Here is a 14,228-nt window from a genome sequence, read left to right as displayed (position 1 = left end):
TAATCTGGGCGTTCGCTGTAAGGTTTATTGCATGGCAGGCCATTAGACCACTGTCAGCATAAGGGGGAGTTTGTGGGTAATTCAGGACAATTTATATCTTCAAGGATGGGCTGTGTAGAACAAATACATTTTGTTGGGATTGGTGGGGTTGGCATGTGTGGTATCGCCGAGGTATTGCATTACCAAGGGTATCGTATTACTGGTTCTGATTTGGGTGAAGGAAGTACGGTACAAAGGTTAAAATCCTTAGGCATTCCCGTTTACATGGGGCATAAAGCAGAACACATAAAAGGCGCAGATGTTGTCGTGCGTTCTTCGGCTGTTGGCATGGAGAACCCTGAAATTGTGGCTGCTCGTGAACAAATGATTCCAGTAATCCCACGAGCTGCAATGCTTGCTGAACTGATGCGCTTTCGCCATGGTATTGCAGTAGCCGGTACCCACGGTAAAACGACAACAACCAGTCTTGTCAGTAGTCTCTTAGCGGAAGGGGGCTTAGATCCAAGTTTCGTGATCGGTGGAAAGCTAAATAGCCTGGGGATCAATGCGCAACTTGGCCAATCCCCATATTTTGTTGTTGAAGCGGATGAAAGTGATGCATCATTTTTATTCTTGAAACCTATGATGGCCATAGTGACCAATATTGATGCAGATCATATGGATAACTATGAGAATGATTTTGATAAATTAAGAACAACGTTCCTTGAGTTTCTGCATCATTTGCCATTTTATGGTTTGGCAGTGGTCTGTATTGATGACCCTGAAGTACGTAAGATCATTCCAGCGATTGAACGGCCTACATTGACTTACGGGTTTGCCGAAGAAGCTCACTATCGTGCGATTGATTGGACGCAAAATGAATTAGTTAGTGAGTTTACTGTGGTACGTCCTGTACCCTATACCGCATTAAAAATTCGATTTCAGTATCCCGGGCGTCACAATGTACTAAATGCCTTGGCTGCCATTGCGATTGCGACACAATTAGGGGTTGACGATGCTTCTATTGTTCGTGCTTTGGCAAAATTCCAAGGTGTTGGTCGTCGTTTTCAAATGCTCGGCGAGAAAAGATTTGAGAATGGTTCCGCTCTTGTTGTTGACGATTATGGTCACCATCCTCAAGAAATTCTATCAACTATCGATGCCTTTCGACATGTTTGGCCCAACAAGCGACTCGTGCATGTATTTCAACCACATCGTTATACAAGAACCCAATCATTACAGGAACAATTTGTGGATGTATTGAGTCTTGCTGATGAATTGTTTTTATTTGATATTTACTCTGCAGGAGAAGCTGAGATTCCTGGGATAACCAGTGAGACTTTGGCACAAAAAATTAGAAATAAAGATAAAAAAGTAACGCTTGTGAATGAGCAATCGCTTAAAGCACAGCTGAATCAGCTAATTAAAGATGGTGATGTGATCTTGATGCAAGGTGCTGGGAGTATTGGTCAAATTGCTGTGAACCTGATGAAGGAATTGTGAGAGCAACATGAGTCCAACTGAGAATGGTTGTAACCTTGATGATGAAATTCAGGGCACTTTGCTTTATAATGAGCCTTTGGCTGAATACACTACCTGGCGAGTAGGCGGTCCGGCTTCCAAGCTTTATAAACCTAAAAGTATTGCTGACTTGGCTTTATTTCTGCGTAAGCTTCCGGCGGCGGAACCCATACTGTGGTTAGGATTAGGTTCCAATTCTTTGATCCGAGACGGTGGATTTTTAGGAACAGTGATTCTTACCCAAGGATGCTTGAAAGAAATGGTTCTTCTAGATCCACAGACCGTGAAAGTTGACGCAGGAGTATCTTGTGCAAGCATGGCGCGTTTTTGCGCGCGAAATGATTTAGCTGGTGGAGAGTTTTGGGCAGGAATTCCCGGAACCATGGGCGGGGCTTTGCGCATGAACGCCGGTTGTCATGGTGGCGAAACTTGGCAGTCTGTAGTTGAGTTGCAAACCATGAACCGAAAAGGAGAAATAATAACGCGTAAACCGGAAGAATATGAGGTGTCTTATCGCCATGTTTCAGGACCTCCTGAAGAGTGGTTTATTTCAGCTACATTCAAGCTAAATCCGGGGAAGAAAGAAACCTCATTGCAGATTATAAAGGAGTTGTTGGAGCGTCGAACTAATACACAGCCAACCAATGAATACAATTGTGGATCAGTGTTTCGAAACCCAGAAGGAAATTTTGCAGCTCGGCTCATTGAATCCTGCGGATTAAAAGGGTTCAATATTGGAGGCGCGATGGTTTCTCAAAAACATGCAAATTTTATTATCAATCATCAAGGTTCAGCAACCGCAGCTGATATTGAAGCATTGATTCATTTGGTACAAACTAAAGTTCGTGAGCAGACAACGATTGAGTTGGTGCGCGAAGTTCATATAATCGGAGACCGTTAATGTCCAAGCTTCTCAACCTGGTTCTTCTGTATGGTGGAAAATCTGGAGAGCATGAAATCTCGTTGATTTCAGCTGCATCTGTTCTTGCACATTTAGATGCTGGAAAATATAACATTATTCCTATAGCAATGGATAAAGATGGATTATTTTATCTTCATCAATATCAGGATTTACTTGCTTATAAAGAAAAACTTCCAGTGGTCACGGAGCATGCAACACCTTTAGCAGGTTTATTTATCAATGGTCGGTTCTCTGTTGATGCAGATGTCGTTTTTCCTGTAGTACATGGCCCTTTATATGAAGACGGTTGCTTGCAAGGAATGCTTGAGTTATCAGGTGTTGCTTATGTTGGTTGTGATGTACTTTCCTCATCCATTGGAATGGATAAAGACATGGCAAGACGCATAGTTTGCATTAATGGCTTAAAGTCAGCAGATTACAAGCTTTTGTCTTGGCACAGCACAGCGTTTGAAAGACAACACTTTTGTCAGGAGGTTGCAGAAGAGTTCGGATGGCCATTATTTGTCAAACCTTGTGCCATGGGCTCGAGTGTGGGTATCCATAAAGCAAAAAATATGGCCGAACTGCTTGTCGCAGTAGATGATGCTTTACGCTATGACGAAGAGATTTTAGTTGAATCATTTATTCCAGGACGAGAAATTGAGCTCTCTGTTCTTGAGAGTGTTGTCCCTTCAGGAGAACCGAGGGTCAGTATTGCCGGGGAGATACGTGTTAATCATCCGGATGGATTTTATTCTTATTCCGCGAAATATTTAGAGAGCGGACAAACGGATCTGATTATACCTGCTCCGTTGAGTGACACATTGTATGAGCAATTAAAAAAGGCGGCTGCAGATATTTTTATCCGCTTAAAATGTAAGGGTATGGCACGTGTCGATTTTTTTGTGAATGACAAGGACGAAATCATTTATTTTAACGAAGTAAACACCTTACCTGGTTTTACTTCAATTAGTATGTATCCAAAGCTATGGCAGGCGAGTGGTTTATCCTATCCTGAATTATTGGATGAATTGATCCGTATTGCGATGGTACATCAACATTGCCGCCAACATTTAGTAACCAATTATCTGTGAGCGCCATGAATAAAAATAGGGACGTTGACTCTGGAAATTTGCGTTATATCTCATGGTTATTGGTATTAAGTTTAAGTGCCGTGTTCTTGGCTTTTCGACTGGGCTATTACTATTTATCTGATGCGGAACGGTTTCCAATTACCACAATCAAAGTAGCCGCAAATTACGAGCATGTAACCCATAAAGAGCTGGAAGCGGTATTAGGAAAATATTTAAGCGCTAGTTTTTTTACTGTATCAGTAAGTGAGTTACAAAAAGAGTTAAACGAAATGAACTGGATAGATACTGCAACCGTAGAGCGTGTTTGGCCAGATACATTGAAAATAAGACTTGTTGAAAAAAAACCAGTTGCAATTTGGGATAATGCCTTGATGACTGAGGACGGAAGATTATTCAATGAGGGGGCCGTTCCAGCGGGTTTAAACATCCCTCAATTAAAAGGACCTCCATCTCAACAAGCAGAAGTCTTACAAGTTTACGAAAAATTGAGTAAGATATTATCAATGTATGGGGTAAACGCTACTGGACTGCATTTACGGGAAAACCAATCCTGGGTATTGCTTTTGAGCAATGATATAAAAATATATTTAGGAAAGAAAGAGTTAGAGGAACGATTGCTGCGTTTTTGTAAAGCATACCCTGCAGTGTTTGCTGAAAAAATTGAGCAATTGTCTAGCGTGGACCTGCGTTATCCACGTGGTATGGCAGTGCAGTGGAAACAACAAACGGAACGATAATGGCAAAAAAAATAGAAAAAGATATTATCACTGGATTGGACATTGGAACTTCAAAAATAATTGCATTAATTGGAGAAGTGACATCTGATGGCGCAATAGAAATTATTGGCATAGGTCGTCATCCCTCGCGTGGTCTAAAACGTGGGGTTGTGGTTGATATAGAGGCTACTGTAAATTCCATCCAACGTGCTGTTCAAGAAGCGGAACTTATGGCTGGATGTGAGGTGAGGACTGTCTATGCAGGTATTGCTGGTAGTCATATTCGCAGCCTCAATTCGCACGGAATTGTGGCTATTCGTGATAAAGAAGTATCACAAGCTGACGTCGAACGTGTGATTGATGCAGCTAAAGCCGTAGCGATACCTGCGGATCAAAAAATTCTGCATGTCTTGCCTCAAGAATTTATTATCGATCACCAAGGCAGTATTCGCGAACCTATAGGTATGGCGGGAGTACGTCTTGAATCTCGTGTGCATATTGTTACTGGCTCTGTAAGTGCTGCACAAAATATTGTGAAATGTGTGCGTCGTTGCGGTTTAGAAGTGAATGATATTATTCTTGAACAATTGGCTTCCAGTCATGCAGTTTTAACTGAAGATGAAAAAGATTTGGGCGTTTGCTTGATTGATATTGGTGGTGGTACTACGGATATTGCCATATTTTGCGAAGGAGCAATTCAACATACAGCCGTAATTCCTATCGCAGGAGATCAAGTGACTAATGATATCGCTATGGCTCTGCGTACGCCTACAAAAGCAGCTGAATCGATTAAATTGAATCACGCATGCGCATTAACTGAGTTAGCGAATCCAGACCATATGTTGGAAGTTGCCAGTGTTAATGACAGACCTGGAAGAAAAATATCAGCTAAAGCTCTATCCGATGTCGTTGCGGCACGCTATGAAGAACTGTTTACCTTAGTACGTAATGAATTACGACGTAGTGGCTTTGAAGACAGAATGGCTGCAGGTATTGTTTTAACTGGCGGCGCTTCCAATGTCAAAGGGGGTATCGAACTTGCAGAGCTTTGTTTTGAAATGCCAGTAAGAAAAGGGTGTGCTCATTATGTTTCTGGATTGGCTGAAGCCACTGAAAATCCTTCATTTGCTACGGGCGTAGGTTTGTTGCTGCGAGGATACCAACAACAATATGAATCGAGCTACAATGTACCAAAAATGAATGATAACACCCAAAGTTTGTGGGCACGTATGAAAGAATGGTTCCAGGGTAATTTTTAGGTTACAAATAACGTTTAAAACGAAAACCGGTAATTAATCATTGAAGGCGACACTGCCGGTTTTTTGTAAAAGAATAGTAACCATTCACTTATCTAAACACTAGGTGATTCGTTACAAAAGAATAAACATGTGAGGGGAGCAGGGTTATGTTTGAATTAATGGAAGGCCAACAGCATGGTAATAATGCAGTAATTAAGGTCGTTGGTGTTGGCGGCGGCGGTGGTAATGCTGTTGAACATATGGTTGCAGAAAATATTGATGGAGTAGAGTTTATTTGTGCGAATACCGATGCTCAAGCATTGAGAGGCTCAAATGCAAAAATACACATTCAATTAGGTGACGAGCTGACTAAAGGTTTAGGTGCTGGTGCAAACCCACAAATAGGTCGCGAAGCAGCAGAAGAAGATAGAGACCATATTCGAGAAATTTTAAGTGGAGCCGATATGGTATTCATTACCGCAGGAATGGGTGGTGGAACCGGAACCGGTGCAGCCCCAGTTTTTGCGGAAATTGCCAAAGAATTAGGTATCTTAACTGTAGCTGTCGTGACCAAACCCTTCTCATTTGAAGGCAAACAAAGAGCATTGGCTGCTGAGGAAGGAATTCGTCGTTTAGCGGAACATGTTGATTCATTAATCACTATTCCTAACAATAAATTACTCAGTGTCTTGGGTAAGAACATTAGTTTACTCAACGCATTTAAAGCGGCTAATAATGTTTTACTTGGTGCAGTGAAAGGTATTTCTGATTTAATTACTCGCCCAGGTTTGATCAATGTGGACTTTGCCGACGTACGTACAGTGATGTCAGAAATGGGTATGGCGATGATGGGTACCGGAAGCGCTGTAGGTGAGCAAAGAGCGCGTCAAGCTGCTGAAGCCGCAATTGCCTCTCCTTTGCTGGAAGATGTGAATTTTTCTGGTGCTCGCGGAATCCTGGTGAATATTACTGCTGGCTTGGATATGTCAATCGGTGAATTTGAAGAAGTTGGCGATGTAGTCAAAGAGTTTATTTCTGATGATGCCACTGTAGTAGTTGGAACAGTAATCGATCCTGAAATGACCGATGAAATGCGTGTCACCGTGATTGTGACTGGTTTGGGCGATGCAAGACAGCGTCATCAGCAAATGCAGCCACAACAATCTCATCGTGCACGTTTAATCGAAACGACACGTAGTGATGGTTCTTTGGACTATCAGCAACTAGATAGGCCAGCGGTTGTGCGTAAAGCCCAATCAAGTATGTCTGCTGGGGTAAAACAACAAGGTGACAGTGTTCCCGATGTGGATTATCTGGATATCCCTGCGTTTTTACGTCGGCAAGAAGAGGCATAAATAATTTAACCCTTCATCCGGAGCAGTGCCGATGGAGGGAATTTAAAGTCTTTAATACAAAAATAATTAGACTAAAGATTAAAATATTGTTAGGATCACGAAGTTTTGCGTGCAGAATAAAACAATTAAAAAGAATGATATTATGAGGAACAAGGTGAGCACTGAATGACAAATCAAAGAACTCCTAAAAAGGTGATCCAGGCAACTGGGGTAGGATTGCATTCCGGTGAAAAAGTGCTTTTAACCTTGAGACCTGCTCCTGTAAATACAGGCATAGTTTTTAGACGCGTAGACCTTTCACCTGTAGTGGAAATATTAGCATCTTATGAGAATGTTGGTGATACGATGTTATGTACCACCTTACATCAAGGACCAGTTAAAATTGCAACTGTGGAACATTTACTTTCCGCTCTAGCTGGTTTGGGAATTGACAATGCTTATATTGATGTCAATGCTCCTGAATTACCGATTATGGATGGTAGTGCTGCTCCTTTTGTTTTTCTGATTCAATCAGCAGGGATCCGTGAGCAAAATGCACCTAAAAAATACATTCGTATTCTTAAGCCTATCCGCGTGGAAGACAATGGCAAATTTGTCCAATTTTATCCCTATAATGGCTATAAAATTTCCTTCACGATTGATTTTGATCATCCGGCTTTTAATGATAAGCCACAAACCGTAAGTTTTGATTTTTCTACAACTTCTTATGTTAAAGAGGTATGCCGAGCACGTACATTTGGATTCCTTTCCGATTATGAAAAATTAAGGGAATGCGATTTAGCTAAAGGCGGAAGTTTAGATAATGCGATTGTTGTTGACGACTATCGTGTCCTTAATGATGATGGTCTTCGCTTTGAATCCGAATTTGTTTCCCATAAGGTATTGGATGCAATCGGTGACTTGTACCTCTTAGGTTCAAGTTTGATCGGTGCATTTGAAGGCTACAAATCAGGCCACGAATTGAATAACAGACTATTGCGTGAATTAATGGTGAGACAAGACGCCTGGGAATATACTAGCTTTGATACGGAAGAATATCTTCCTAAAATACATACTCAATTTTTTCCTGTCGAAGCCTAACAAGACAGCCTGGGTGGAGACCAAATCGAAACCCAGGTGAAACACTAAGAGCCCAGCCTCATATCAGAAAGGTTATATTTGACATCCTCTTCACTCAAATCCAACCGTTTGATTAAACCTAAGTATGGCGCTTGGCTTTGGCAGAACACAAAGCTTCCTAAAGATAGATGATAATATCGTACAACTCTTCTTACTAGTTATGTTTTTGCCTCCATCTGTGCTACATTTTATGTTCATTCTTAATGAATTAACATAAAGATTGGCAAAGGAGCGTTGTGGCATGAAACTTAATATGGGCCTTTTTACTTTTGCTTTGTTGTGCAGTTCATCAATCTATCCGGCAGGCACAGAACCACAAAAAACTACGGCTGAAGAAGCAGTTCATATCAATTGGTTGGATACTAATATTTCACCGGCAATGAATTTTTATTCTTATGCTAACGGTAACTGGCAAAAAAACAATCCAATTCCAGCAGACTATTCAAGTTGGGGAAGCTTTAACATCATTAGTGAACGAGTCCAAAATATCATTCATCAAATGTTAATCAAAGCCTCAGAAAATACCCAAGCCAAACCAGGCAGCATTGAACAAAAAGTAGGTGATTTTTATTATAGTGGAATGGATGAACAGAGTATTAATCAATTGGGTATTAAACCCCTCCAGCCCGAGTTTGATCGCATTGACCAATTAAAAAGTTTAACCGATTTGCAAAATGAAATAGCGCACCTGCATCAAATTGGTGTCGATGTTTTTTTTAATTTCGGGAGCATGCAAGATTTTAAAAACAGTGAAAAGATGATTGGTGCAGCGACACAAGGTGGATTGGGTTTGCCTGATCGTGATTATTATTTGAAAGAAGATGCTAAGTTTAAACTCATACGTGAAGCCTATGTCAAGCACATTGCCAAGATGTTTGAATTATTGGGTGATGCTCCTGATAAAGCAGCAACGGAAGCCAATACCGTGATGAAATTAGAAACGCAAATGGCAAAGGTTTCTATGTCGCAAGTGGATCAACGTGATCCCCATGCGGTTTATCATATTATGGATAGAGCACAACTCAACAAAATAACTCCTGATTTTTCATGGCCCGCCTATTTTTCAACAATGGGACAAGCTCAGATTAAAAGCATTAATCTTGCGATGCCAGATTTTTTTAAGGATATGAATACCCAATTAAAAACGGTTTCTCTAGATGATTGGAAAATTTATCTTCGTTGGCATTTAATTGATGCATTTGCTGCCTACTTATCAAAACCTTTTGTCGATCAAAATTTTAAAATGGTCGCTGTTTTGACAGGTGCTGAGAAAATATTGCCTCGATGGAAAAGAGTAGTGAGTACAGAAAATAGTGCATTAGGTTTTGCTATAGGTAAAATGTATGTGGCTCGGTATTTTTCTCCGGAAGACAAGAAACAGGCTTTAGATATACTCAAAAATATTCGCGAGGTTTTACGTGAAGATATAAGTACCTTATCTTGGATGACCCCCGCTACTCGGAAAGCTGCGCTGAAAAAACTCGATCTGATGGAAGAGCGTGTTGGCTATCCTTCCAAATGGTGGGACTATTCCAAATTGGAAGTAAATAGAGGTCCCTATGTATTGAATGTGATTAAAGCCAATGAGTTTTTAACTCAGCGTGATCTAAATAAAATTGGTAAACCTATAGATAGAACAGAGTGGGTAATGACTCCACAAACTATTAATGCCTATTATGACCCCTCAATGAATAATTTAAATATTCCGGCAGGAATTCTCCAATCGCCATTTTTTGATCCTAAAGCACCTGCAGCAATCAATTATGGAGCAATTGGTTTTGTCATGGGACATGAAATGACCCATGGTTTTGATGACCAAGGGGCACAATTTGATGGGCATGGTAATTTAAAAAATTGGTGGACTCCGAGTGATTTAGAAAAATTCAAAAAAGCAACCCAATGTATTGTAAATCAATTTTCACAATATGTTGTGGATGATAATTTGCATGTGCAGGGAAAACTGGTTGTAGGAGAGGCTACCGCTGATTTAGGTGGTATTACATTAGCCTATAGAGCTTTTAAGCATTCAAAAGAATATAAAAATGCACCTACGATTAATGGTTTGACACCCGATCAACAGTTTTTCATTGCAACAGCTCATGTATGGGCCATGAATATTCGCCCCCAACAACTACGTAATCAGGTAACTACGGATCCTCATCCACCTGCAAAATATAGAGTCAATGGCAGCTTGGCGAATATGCCACAATTTCAGGACGCTTTTCATATCCCCAATGACAGTCCGATGGTGAATAAAAATCGTTGTGTGATTTGGTAAATCTTATTAGCGCTCATCCTGAATGTTCAGGATGAGTCTAAGTTGCTGATTTAATAGAGCTTAAGAATTTGCAACAAGTAAGAAAATAATAATTAAATTGCTTCCATTATGAACATTGGTTAGACTGTCTGCACCGTTTTTATTTGTAACTCATCGTGGAGATAATGATGACTCAAGAAGAAATGATCTGTCGAATTGTGCGTTATGTAACACAAAAGCCAAGTACTAAAAAAGCGTGTTGTGGATGAACCTTGTTGATTTATCGAATCTGCTTGAGTATGAAAATCAGGTAGTAGTCGATTATTTTTGCCATCATCATCCTGAGTTTTCTCGGCAAGAAGGTAGGCTCTTATTTACCGATTTAATCGCGTGGCTGTGGTTGAATGCGCACAGAGCAAAAGAAGACAAGAAGTCCTATCTTTTTGGCCCATTACTTATTCTTGATGAAGTATGGCATGCATTTATTCTTCATACACGCGATTATGTTGATTTTTCTCTGCGCTTTTTTGGAACTTATTTTCACCATGATGTGGAACCTCCTGGTCAAGAACACATGATGGAAGAAGACGAGTTAACTGATTATTTAAACGACTGCTTTGCATACCTTGGTTCAGAGTGGGTAGCCCGGCGCTTTGCAACAGCGCTCACGGAAACAAACCCTTAGATTTATTAGAGCCTTTGGTCAACGAAGCGGAAGCCGGGAAAACTTTGACCTTCATTAGCCCTGGGGTTCGCCTTACTGCACCCAGGCTTATTATTCATTATCAGCTAAATGCAATAAAGCTTTTTGCAACGGTTCATAATGACACTGTTGGCTCTCACTTATAATAATTTCTTTCGCTTTTTCAGATAATACATGCTTTGAAGTGGGGGTTGATTTTTCATATTGAGTGATTGATTCAATAACAGCTATTTTAATCGACGAAAGTTGATACATGCCTCCCTCTTTGCGTAATTTATCGCGCAATTCAGGAATAGCGTAACGTAATTGGGATGCCCAGGCCGCATCAGTAGTTGTTAATAGCAAGCAACCTTTATTAAAACTCCCAACATGACATGCATTTGCTAAGGCATCAGGAAGCATTTGCTTGACTTTATCTGAAAGCTCTTCTAATTGAACAGAGCGTTGGCATATGTCGGCAAGTTGTTTGTTAAGGCAACGGCTAATGGAACGCATTTTATTTTTATGAAAAATATGGAGTAAACGTTAGTATATACTTCGAGCAAAGTATAGAATAGCAAATTTGAGTTAAATACAATATTATAATTTTTTAGTAGACCATTCAGTATTATAGGTGAATCAATGTTCGAGAAGCCCTACGATAGTAATGTTATTTTTTTTACCCGAATGCATTGGATAATATTTTTTTACCCATTCCTATGTTTATGTGCTGCTTTGGCAATTGTTTATTATGTAGAGGTAGATTTCATTCGTAAGATTGCATACGGTTTGGCTGCCTTAGCCTTATTATGGGTTGGGATGACATGGATGACCTATTATTTTTCTTCCATTACCATTAAGCGAAATCAAGTGATTATTCGCACTGGAGTGATTGTAAGGCAAACGATCGATATCCCATTAAGCAAAATTGAAGCAATAGACATCCGCCAATCAATTTTGGGAAGCATTTTAAGTTATGGCATGGTATGTATTACAGGCACTGGCGGTACGCGTCGCATCATTAATTTTTTACATAACCCATTGACTTGCAGGCGTTATATTGAGCAACTTCTGGGTGAGATGCATCGAAATGATTAGCCTTAATCAGACTTTCATCGATTTCGAAATAGCTAAATTTTTTTAAAAATAACGCCGGTATATTTTTAAATAGGTCCCATCATTTTCTAATTCAAGAAGATATTTGTTGATAGTAGCAATCAGCGCATCATTATTTTTATTCGTCATAATGCCATACCCGGCCCCCATTGGCTCGCCAACTGATTTCAAAAGGCCACTGCTATTAGCAGTCCAATATTCAACTGCACCACTATCAAGTAAAACGGCATCGACATGATTGTCATCGAGGGCTTGTAACACGTCAGCCAAGGTGTCATATTCCTTTACTTGAACTCCATCCCCAAATTGGGAAGCAATCCAGGCTTTAAAAATGGTTCCCCTTTCTATGCCAACGGTTTTTCCCTGAATATCTTTAATCGTTTTAATTGGACTTGAGCCTTTCGTTGCATATTGGCCTCCGCCTATAAGATAGGGAAGACTGAAAAGAAAAGCTTTTTGTCGATCCGGGGTTATCGCAATTGTTCCTACGGCCAAGTCAATCTGGTTGCTTTGCATTTCATTAAATAAATCATTGAAGTTAAAAATTTTGAAATGACAGTCCAGTTGCGCACGTTGGCAAATTTCCCTCATCAGATCAATTTCAAAGCCATAAAAATGAGCCTTATCTTTTACGGCGATTTGAAAAGGGGGGCCATAGTCTGATGTACCAATGTTAATTGATTGAGCAAGCAGATGAAAAGAGCACAAAGAGCACACCCAAAATAATATAATAGGCATGAGATTTCCTTATCTATTTATTATTTATTTTAGTCTATAAGGAAATTTAAAAAAGTTTTAATGTGTGATGAGGGTCTGGCAGTTTTGACGCTACCAGGCTACCTCATTTTAAGACTGATTATCAAATTTTCGCCAAAAGCGCTGCTTTAGTGTGCTCATCAACAAAAGCAGCGTCTATCGCCATACGAGTAATAGAATTCATTATCTCATCACTATAGCCGTAGGAGTTTTGGACGCGTTGATACTCCTGACCCAATGTAGTACTCATAAAAGGAGGATCATCTGAGCTGATGCTGACCTTTATTCCTGCATCATAAAATTTAGGAAAAGGATGTTCGTTCATATTCTTAAACAATCCCAAAAAGATATTACTTGTAGGACAAACTTCCAGAGTTATATCCCTATCTTTCACCATAGCCATGGTCTCTGGTGAATAAATTGAATTGACACCATGTCCTATGCGTTTTATCGGTAGATTTTCCATCGCTTCGACCATGCCGCTTGCTGGAGCAAATTCACCCGCATGGACTGTACACTGTAACCCTGCATCAGCAGCAATATGGTATGCCTTGCTAAATAATTTAGGAGGGAACTTTGCTTCATCACCACCTAAACCAAATCCGGTGACGCAGGGAAATTTATCTTTATGGGCTTGTTTGGCAACTCGTTCTACTGCTTCAACACCAAAATGTCGGACAGCAGTTATTAAAATTCGTCCTATTATATCGAATTGTTCTTTAGCATCATCAATTGCTTGTTGAATCGCTGCCAAATGTTCTGCGGAAGGGATTTTACTGGCGAGTTCAGCGTGATCAGGGGAATACATCATCTCTACATAGATTGCATCTTCTTGAGCACGAGCACGTAAGTAATCTAAGGTAATATCATAATAATCCTGAGGATATCGAATAACGGATGCAAGCGTATCGTATACTTTTAAAAAATCGAGAAAGTCTTTGGATAGATAGCTTTTTCCATCAGGAGCGACCAGGCCTTGTGGGAGTATTAATTTATTGCGTGCAGCCAGCTTTGCTGCTAATTCAGGAGTGATAGATCCTTCCAAATGAACATGTAACTCTGCTTTTTTTACACTCATCTTTTCGCCTCTAATTCTTTTAAAGTAAGAATAATGGTAACTTAGATGAAAAAGCTATAAAATAGTTGGTTTAAATTAAAGTTATTTTGGATTAGTTATGAACTCAAACGATATAGATAAAGCATATGTAAGTCCTTATGACAAATTTTTATTTGAATTTGATGCAACGCATGATAAGTCCGCATCACAAATTAAAGAAATTAATAAGCACAAACGTATTTCTCTAATGCGTGATAATAAAGATTATAAGAATGATAAAGGTGAAATTTGGGAAGAGTTTTAAGCTTTTATCATGTAGCCCGTATTAGCGTAGCTTAATACGGCAATGTATCCTCAGTCCCGGATTGCGACTTTATCTAATCCGGGCTCCCCGCCTCAGCCTCCGTTTAACATCAACACCTCTTGCCTCAAAATCT

At 40.0% G+C, this 14,228-nt stretch carries 14 protein-coding genes; 11 read left to right on the top strand and 3 right to left on the bottom strand.

The annotated features are described in order from the left end of the window. Positions 1-72 precede the first annotated feature (72 nt). From murC to OQJ13_RS05680, 9 genes are all read left to right on the top strand, one after another. Entirely contained in the window at positions 73-1,482 is a 1,410-nt protein-coding gene (gene murC / locus OQJ13_RS05720) for a UDP-N-acetylmuramate--L-alanine ligase (RefSeq protein WP_265709809.1), read from the top strand. A 7-nt stretch (positions 1,483-1,489) separates the two neighbouring features. Further along, on the top strand, positions 1,490-2,401 hold the full coding sequence (murB, locus tag OQJ13_RS05715; RefSeq protein ID WP_265709807.1) for a UDP-N-acetylmuramate dehydrogenase: 912 nt from the start codon (positions 1,490-1,492) through the stop codon (positions 2,399-2,401). Then, a complete protein-coding gene (locus OQJ13_RS05710) occupies positions 2,401-3,495 on the top strand; it encodes a D-alanine--D-alanine ligase family protein (RefSeq protein WP_265709805.1) in 1,095 nt (364 codons plus the stop codon). Before murB ends, OQJ13_RS05710 begins: the two co-directional genes overlap by 1 nt. A 5-nt stretch (positions 3,496-3,500) precedes the next feature. Then, positions 3,501-4,232 (top strand): cell division protein FtsQ/DivIB, encoded by a 732-nt coding sequence (locus OQJ13_RS05705; protein ID WP_265709804.1) that lies wholly within the window; start codon positions 3,501-3,503, stop codon positions 4,230-4,232. Beyond that, on the top strand, positions 4,232-5,470 hold the full coding sequence (gene ftsA / locus OQJ13_RS05700; RefSeq protein ID WP_265709803.1) for a cell division protein FtsA: 1,239 nt from the start codon (positions 4,232-4,234) through the stop codon (positions 5,468-5,470). Before OQJ13_RS05705 ends, ftsA begins: the two co-directional genes overlap by 1 nt. 146 nt (positions 5,471-5,616) lie before the next feature. Continuing rightward, positions 5,617-6,804, top strand: a complete 1,188-nt coding sequence (ftsZ, locus tag OQJ13_RS05695) for a cell division protein FtsZ (protein ID WP_265709802.1) — start codon at positions 5,617-5,619, stop codon at positions 6,802-6,804. 165 nt (positions 6,805-6,969) lie between these two features. Beyond that, positions 6,970-7,884, top strand: a complete 915-nt coding sequence (gene lpxC, locus OQJ13_RS05690; protein WP_265709800.1) for a UDP-3-O-acyl-N-acetylglucosamine deacetylase — start codon at positions 6,970-6,972, stop codon at positions 7,882-7,884. Between the two features lie 280 nt (positions 7,885-8,164). After that, positions 8,165-10,201 carry a M13 family metallopeptidase gene (locus OQJ13_RS05685; RefSeq protein ID WP_265709798.1) on the top strand — a complete coding sequence of 679 codons (2,037 nt, stop codon included), beginning with the start codon at positions 8,165-8,167 and terminating at the stop codon, positions 10,199-10,201. A 244-nt stretch (positions 10,202-10,445) separates the two neighbouring features. Continuing rightward, on the top strand, positions 10,446-10,865 hold the full coding sequence (locus tag OQJ13_RS05680; RefSeq protein ID WP_265709796.1) for a hypothetical protein: 420 nt from the start codon (positions 10,446-10,448) through the stop codon (positions 10,863-10,865). Between the two features lie 90 nt (positions 10,866-10,955). Here OQJ13_RS05680 and OQJ13_RS05675 read toward each other — a convergent pair whose 3' ends face one another. After that, positions 10,956-11,378 (bottom strand): DUF721 domain-containing protein, encoded by a 423-nt coding sequence (locus tag OQJ13_RS05675; protein WP_265709794.1) that lies wholly within the window; start codon positions 11,376-11,378, stop codon positions 10,956-10,958. A gap of 126 nt (positions 11,379-11,504) precedes the next feature. On the opposite strand from OQJ13_RS05675, the gene OQJ13_RS05670 reads away from it, so the two are divergent. Beyond that, positions 11,505-11,960 carry a PH domain-containing protein gene (locus OQJ13_RS05670; protein ID WP_265709792.1) on the top strand — a complete coding sequence of 152 codons (456 nt, stop codon included), beginning with the start codon at positions 11,505-11,507 and terminating at the stop codon, positions 11,958-11,960. Between the two features lie 42 nt (positions 11,961-12,002). Here the strand turns inward: OQJ13_RS05670 and OQJ13_RS05665 are convergent, their stop codons facing one another. Both OQJ13_RS05665 and OQJ13_RS05660 read right to left on the bottom strand, forming a co-directional pair. Then, complete coding sequence (locus OQJ13_RS05665) at positions 12,003-12,716, bottom strand: transporter substrate-binding domain-containing protein (RefSeq protein WP_265709790.1); 714 nt, start codon at positions 12,714-12,716, stop codon at positions 12,003-12,005. 121 nt (positions 12,717-12,837) lie between these two features. Continuing rightward, positions 12,838-13,812 (bottom strand): adenosine deaminase, encoded by a 975-nt coding sequence (locus OQJ13_RS05660; protein ID WP_265709789.1) that lies wholly within the window; start codon positions 13,810-13,812, stop codon positions 12,838-12,840. A gap of 97 nt (positions 13,813-13,909) precedes the next feature. On the opposite strand from OQJ13_RS05660, the gene OQJ13_RS05655 reads away from it, so the two are divergent. Further along, positions 13,910-14,095 carry a CBU_0585 family protein gene (locus OQJ13_RS05655; protein WP_265709788.1) on the top strand — a complete coding sequence of 62 codons (186 nt, stop codon included), beginning with the start codon at positions 13,910-13,912 and terminating at the stop codon, positions 14,093-14,095. Positions 14,096-14,228 lie beyond the last annotated feature (133 nt).

The sequence above is a fragment of the Legionella sp. PATHC035 genome (assembly GCF_026191115.1).
Lineage (GTDB): Bacteria > Pseudomonadota > Gammaproteobacteria > Legionellales > Legionellaceae > Legionella.
The sequence above is the reverse complement of the archived record's forward strand: the minus strand, read 5'-3'. Positions and strand labels throughout refer to the sequence as shown.

What these genes read in the sequence shown, in the direction of transcription:
- OQJ13_RS05660 (WP_265709789.1), bottom strand. Translation starts at nt 13,812, where the DNA reads ATGAGTGTAAAAAAAGCAGAGTTACATGTTCATTTGGAAGGATCTATC.
- OQJ13_RS05710 (WP_265709805.1), top strand. Translation starts at nt 2,401, where the DNA reads ATGTCCAAGCTTCTCAACCTGGTTCTTCTGTATGGTGGAAAATCTGGA.
- OQJ13_RS05675 (WP_265709794.1), bottom strand. Translation starts at nt 11,378, where the DNA reads ATGCGTTCCATTAGCCGTTGCCTTAACAAACAACTTGCCGACATATGC.
- ftsA (WP_265709803.1), top strand. Translation starts at nt 4,232, where the DNA reads ATGGCAAAAAAAATAGAAAAAGATATTATCACTGGATTGGACATTGGA.
- OQJ13_RS05685 (WP_265709798.1), top strand. Translation starts at nt 8,165, where the DNA reads ATGAAACTTAATATGGGCCTTTTTACTTTTGCTTTGTTGTGCAGTTCA.
- OQJ13_RS05680 (WP_265709796.1), top strand. Translation starts at nt 10,446, where the DNA reads ATGAACCTTGTTGATTTATCGAATCTGCTTGAGTATGAAAATCAGGTA.
- murB (WP_265709807.1), top strand. Translation starts at nt 1,490, where the DNA reads ATGAGTCCAACTGAGAATGGTTGTAACCTTGATGATGAAATTCAGGGC.
- OQJ13_RS05670 (WP_265709792.1), top strand. Translation starts at nt 11,505, where the DNA reads ATGTTCGAGAAGCCCTACGATAGTAATGTTATTTTTTTTACCCGAATG.
- lpxC (WP_265709800.1), top strand. Translation starts at nt 6,970, where the DNA reads ATGACAAATCAAAGAACTCCTAAAAAGGTGATCCAGGCAACTGGGGTA.
- OQJ13_RS05655 (WP_265709788.1), top strand. Translation starts at nt 13,910, where the DNA reads ATGAACTCAAACGATATAGATAAAGCATATGTAAGTCCTTATGACAAA.
- OQJ13_RS05705 (WP_265709804.1), top strand. Translation starts at nt 3,501, where the DNA reads ATGAATAAAAATAGGGACGTTGACTCTGGAAATTTGCGTTATATCTCA.
- ftsZ (WP_265709802.1), top strand. Translation starts at nt 5,617, where the DNA reads ATGTTTGAATTAATGGAAGGCCAACAGCATGGTAATAATGCAGTAATT.
- OQJ13_RS05665 (WP_265709790.1), bottom strand. Translation starts at nt 12,716, where the DNA reads ATGCCTATTATATTATTTTGGGTGTGCTCTTTGTGCTCTTTTCATCTG.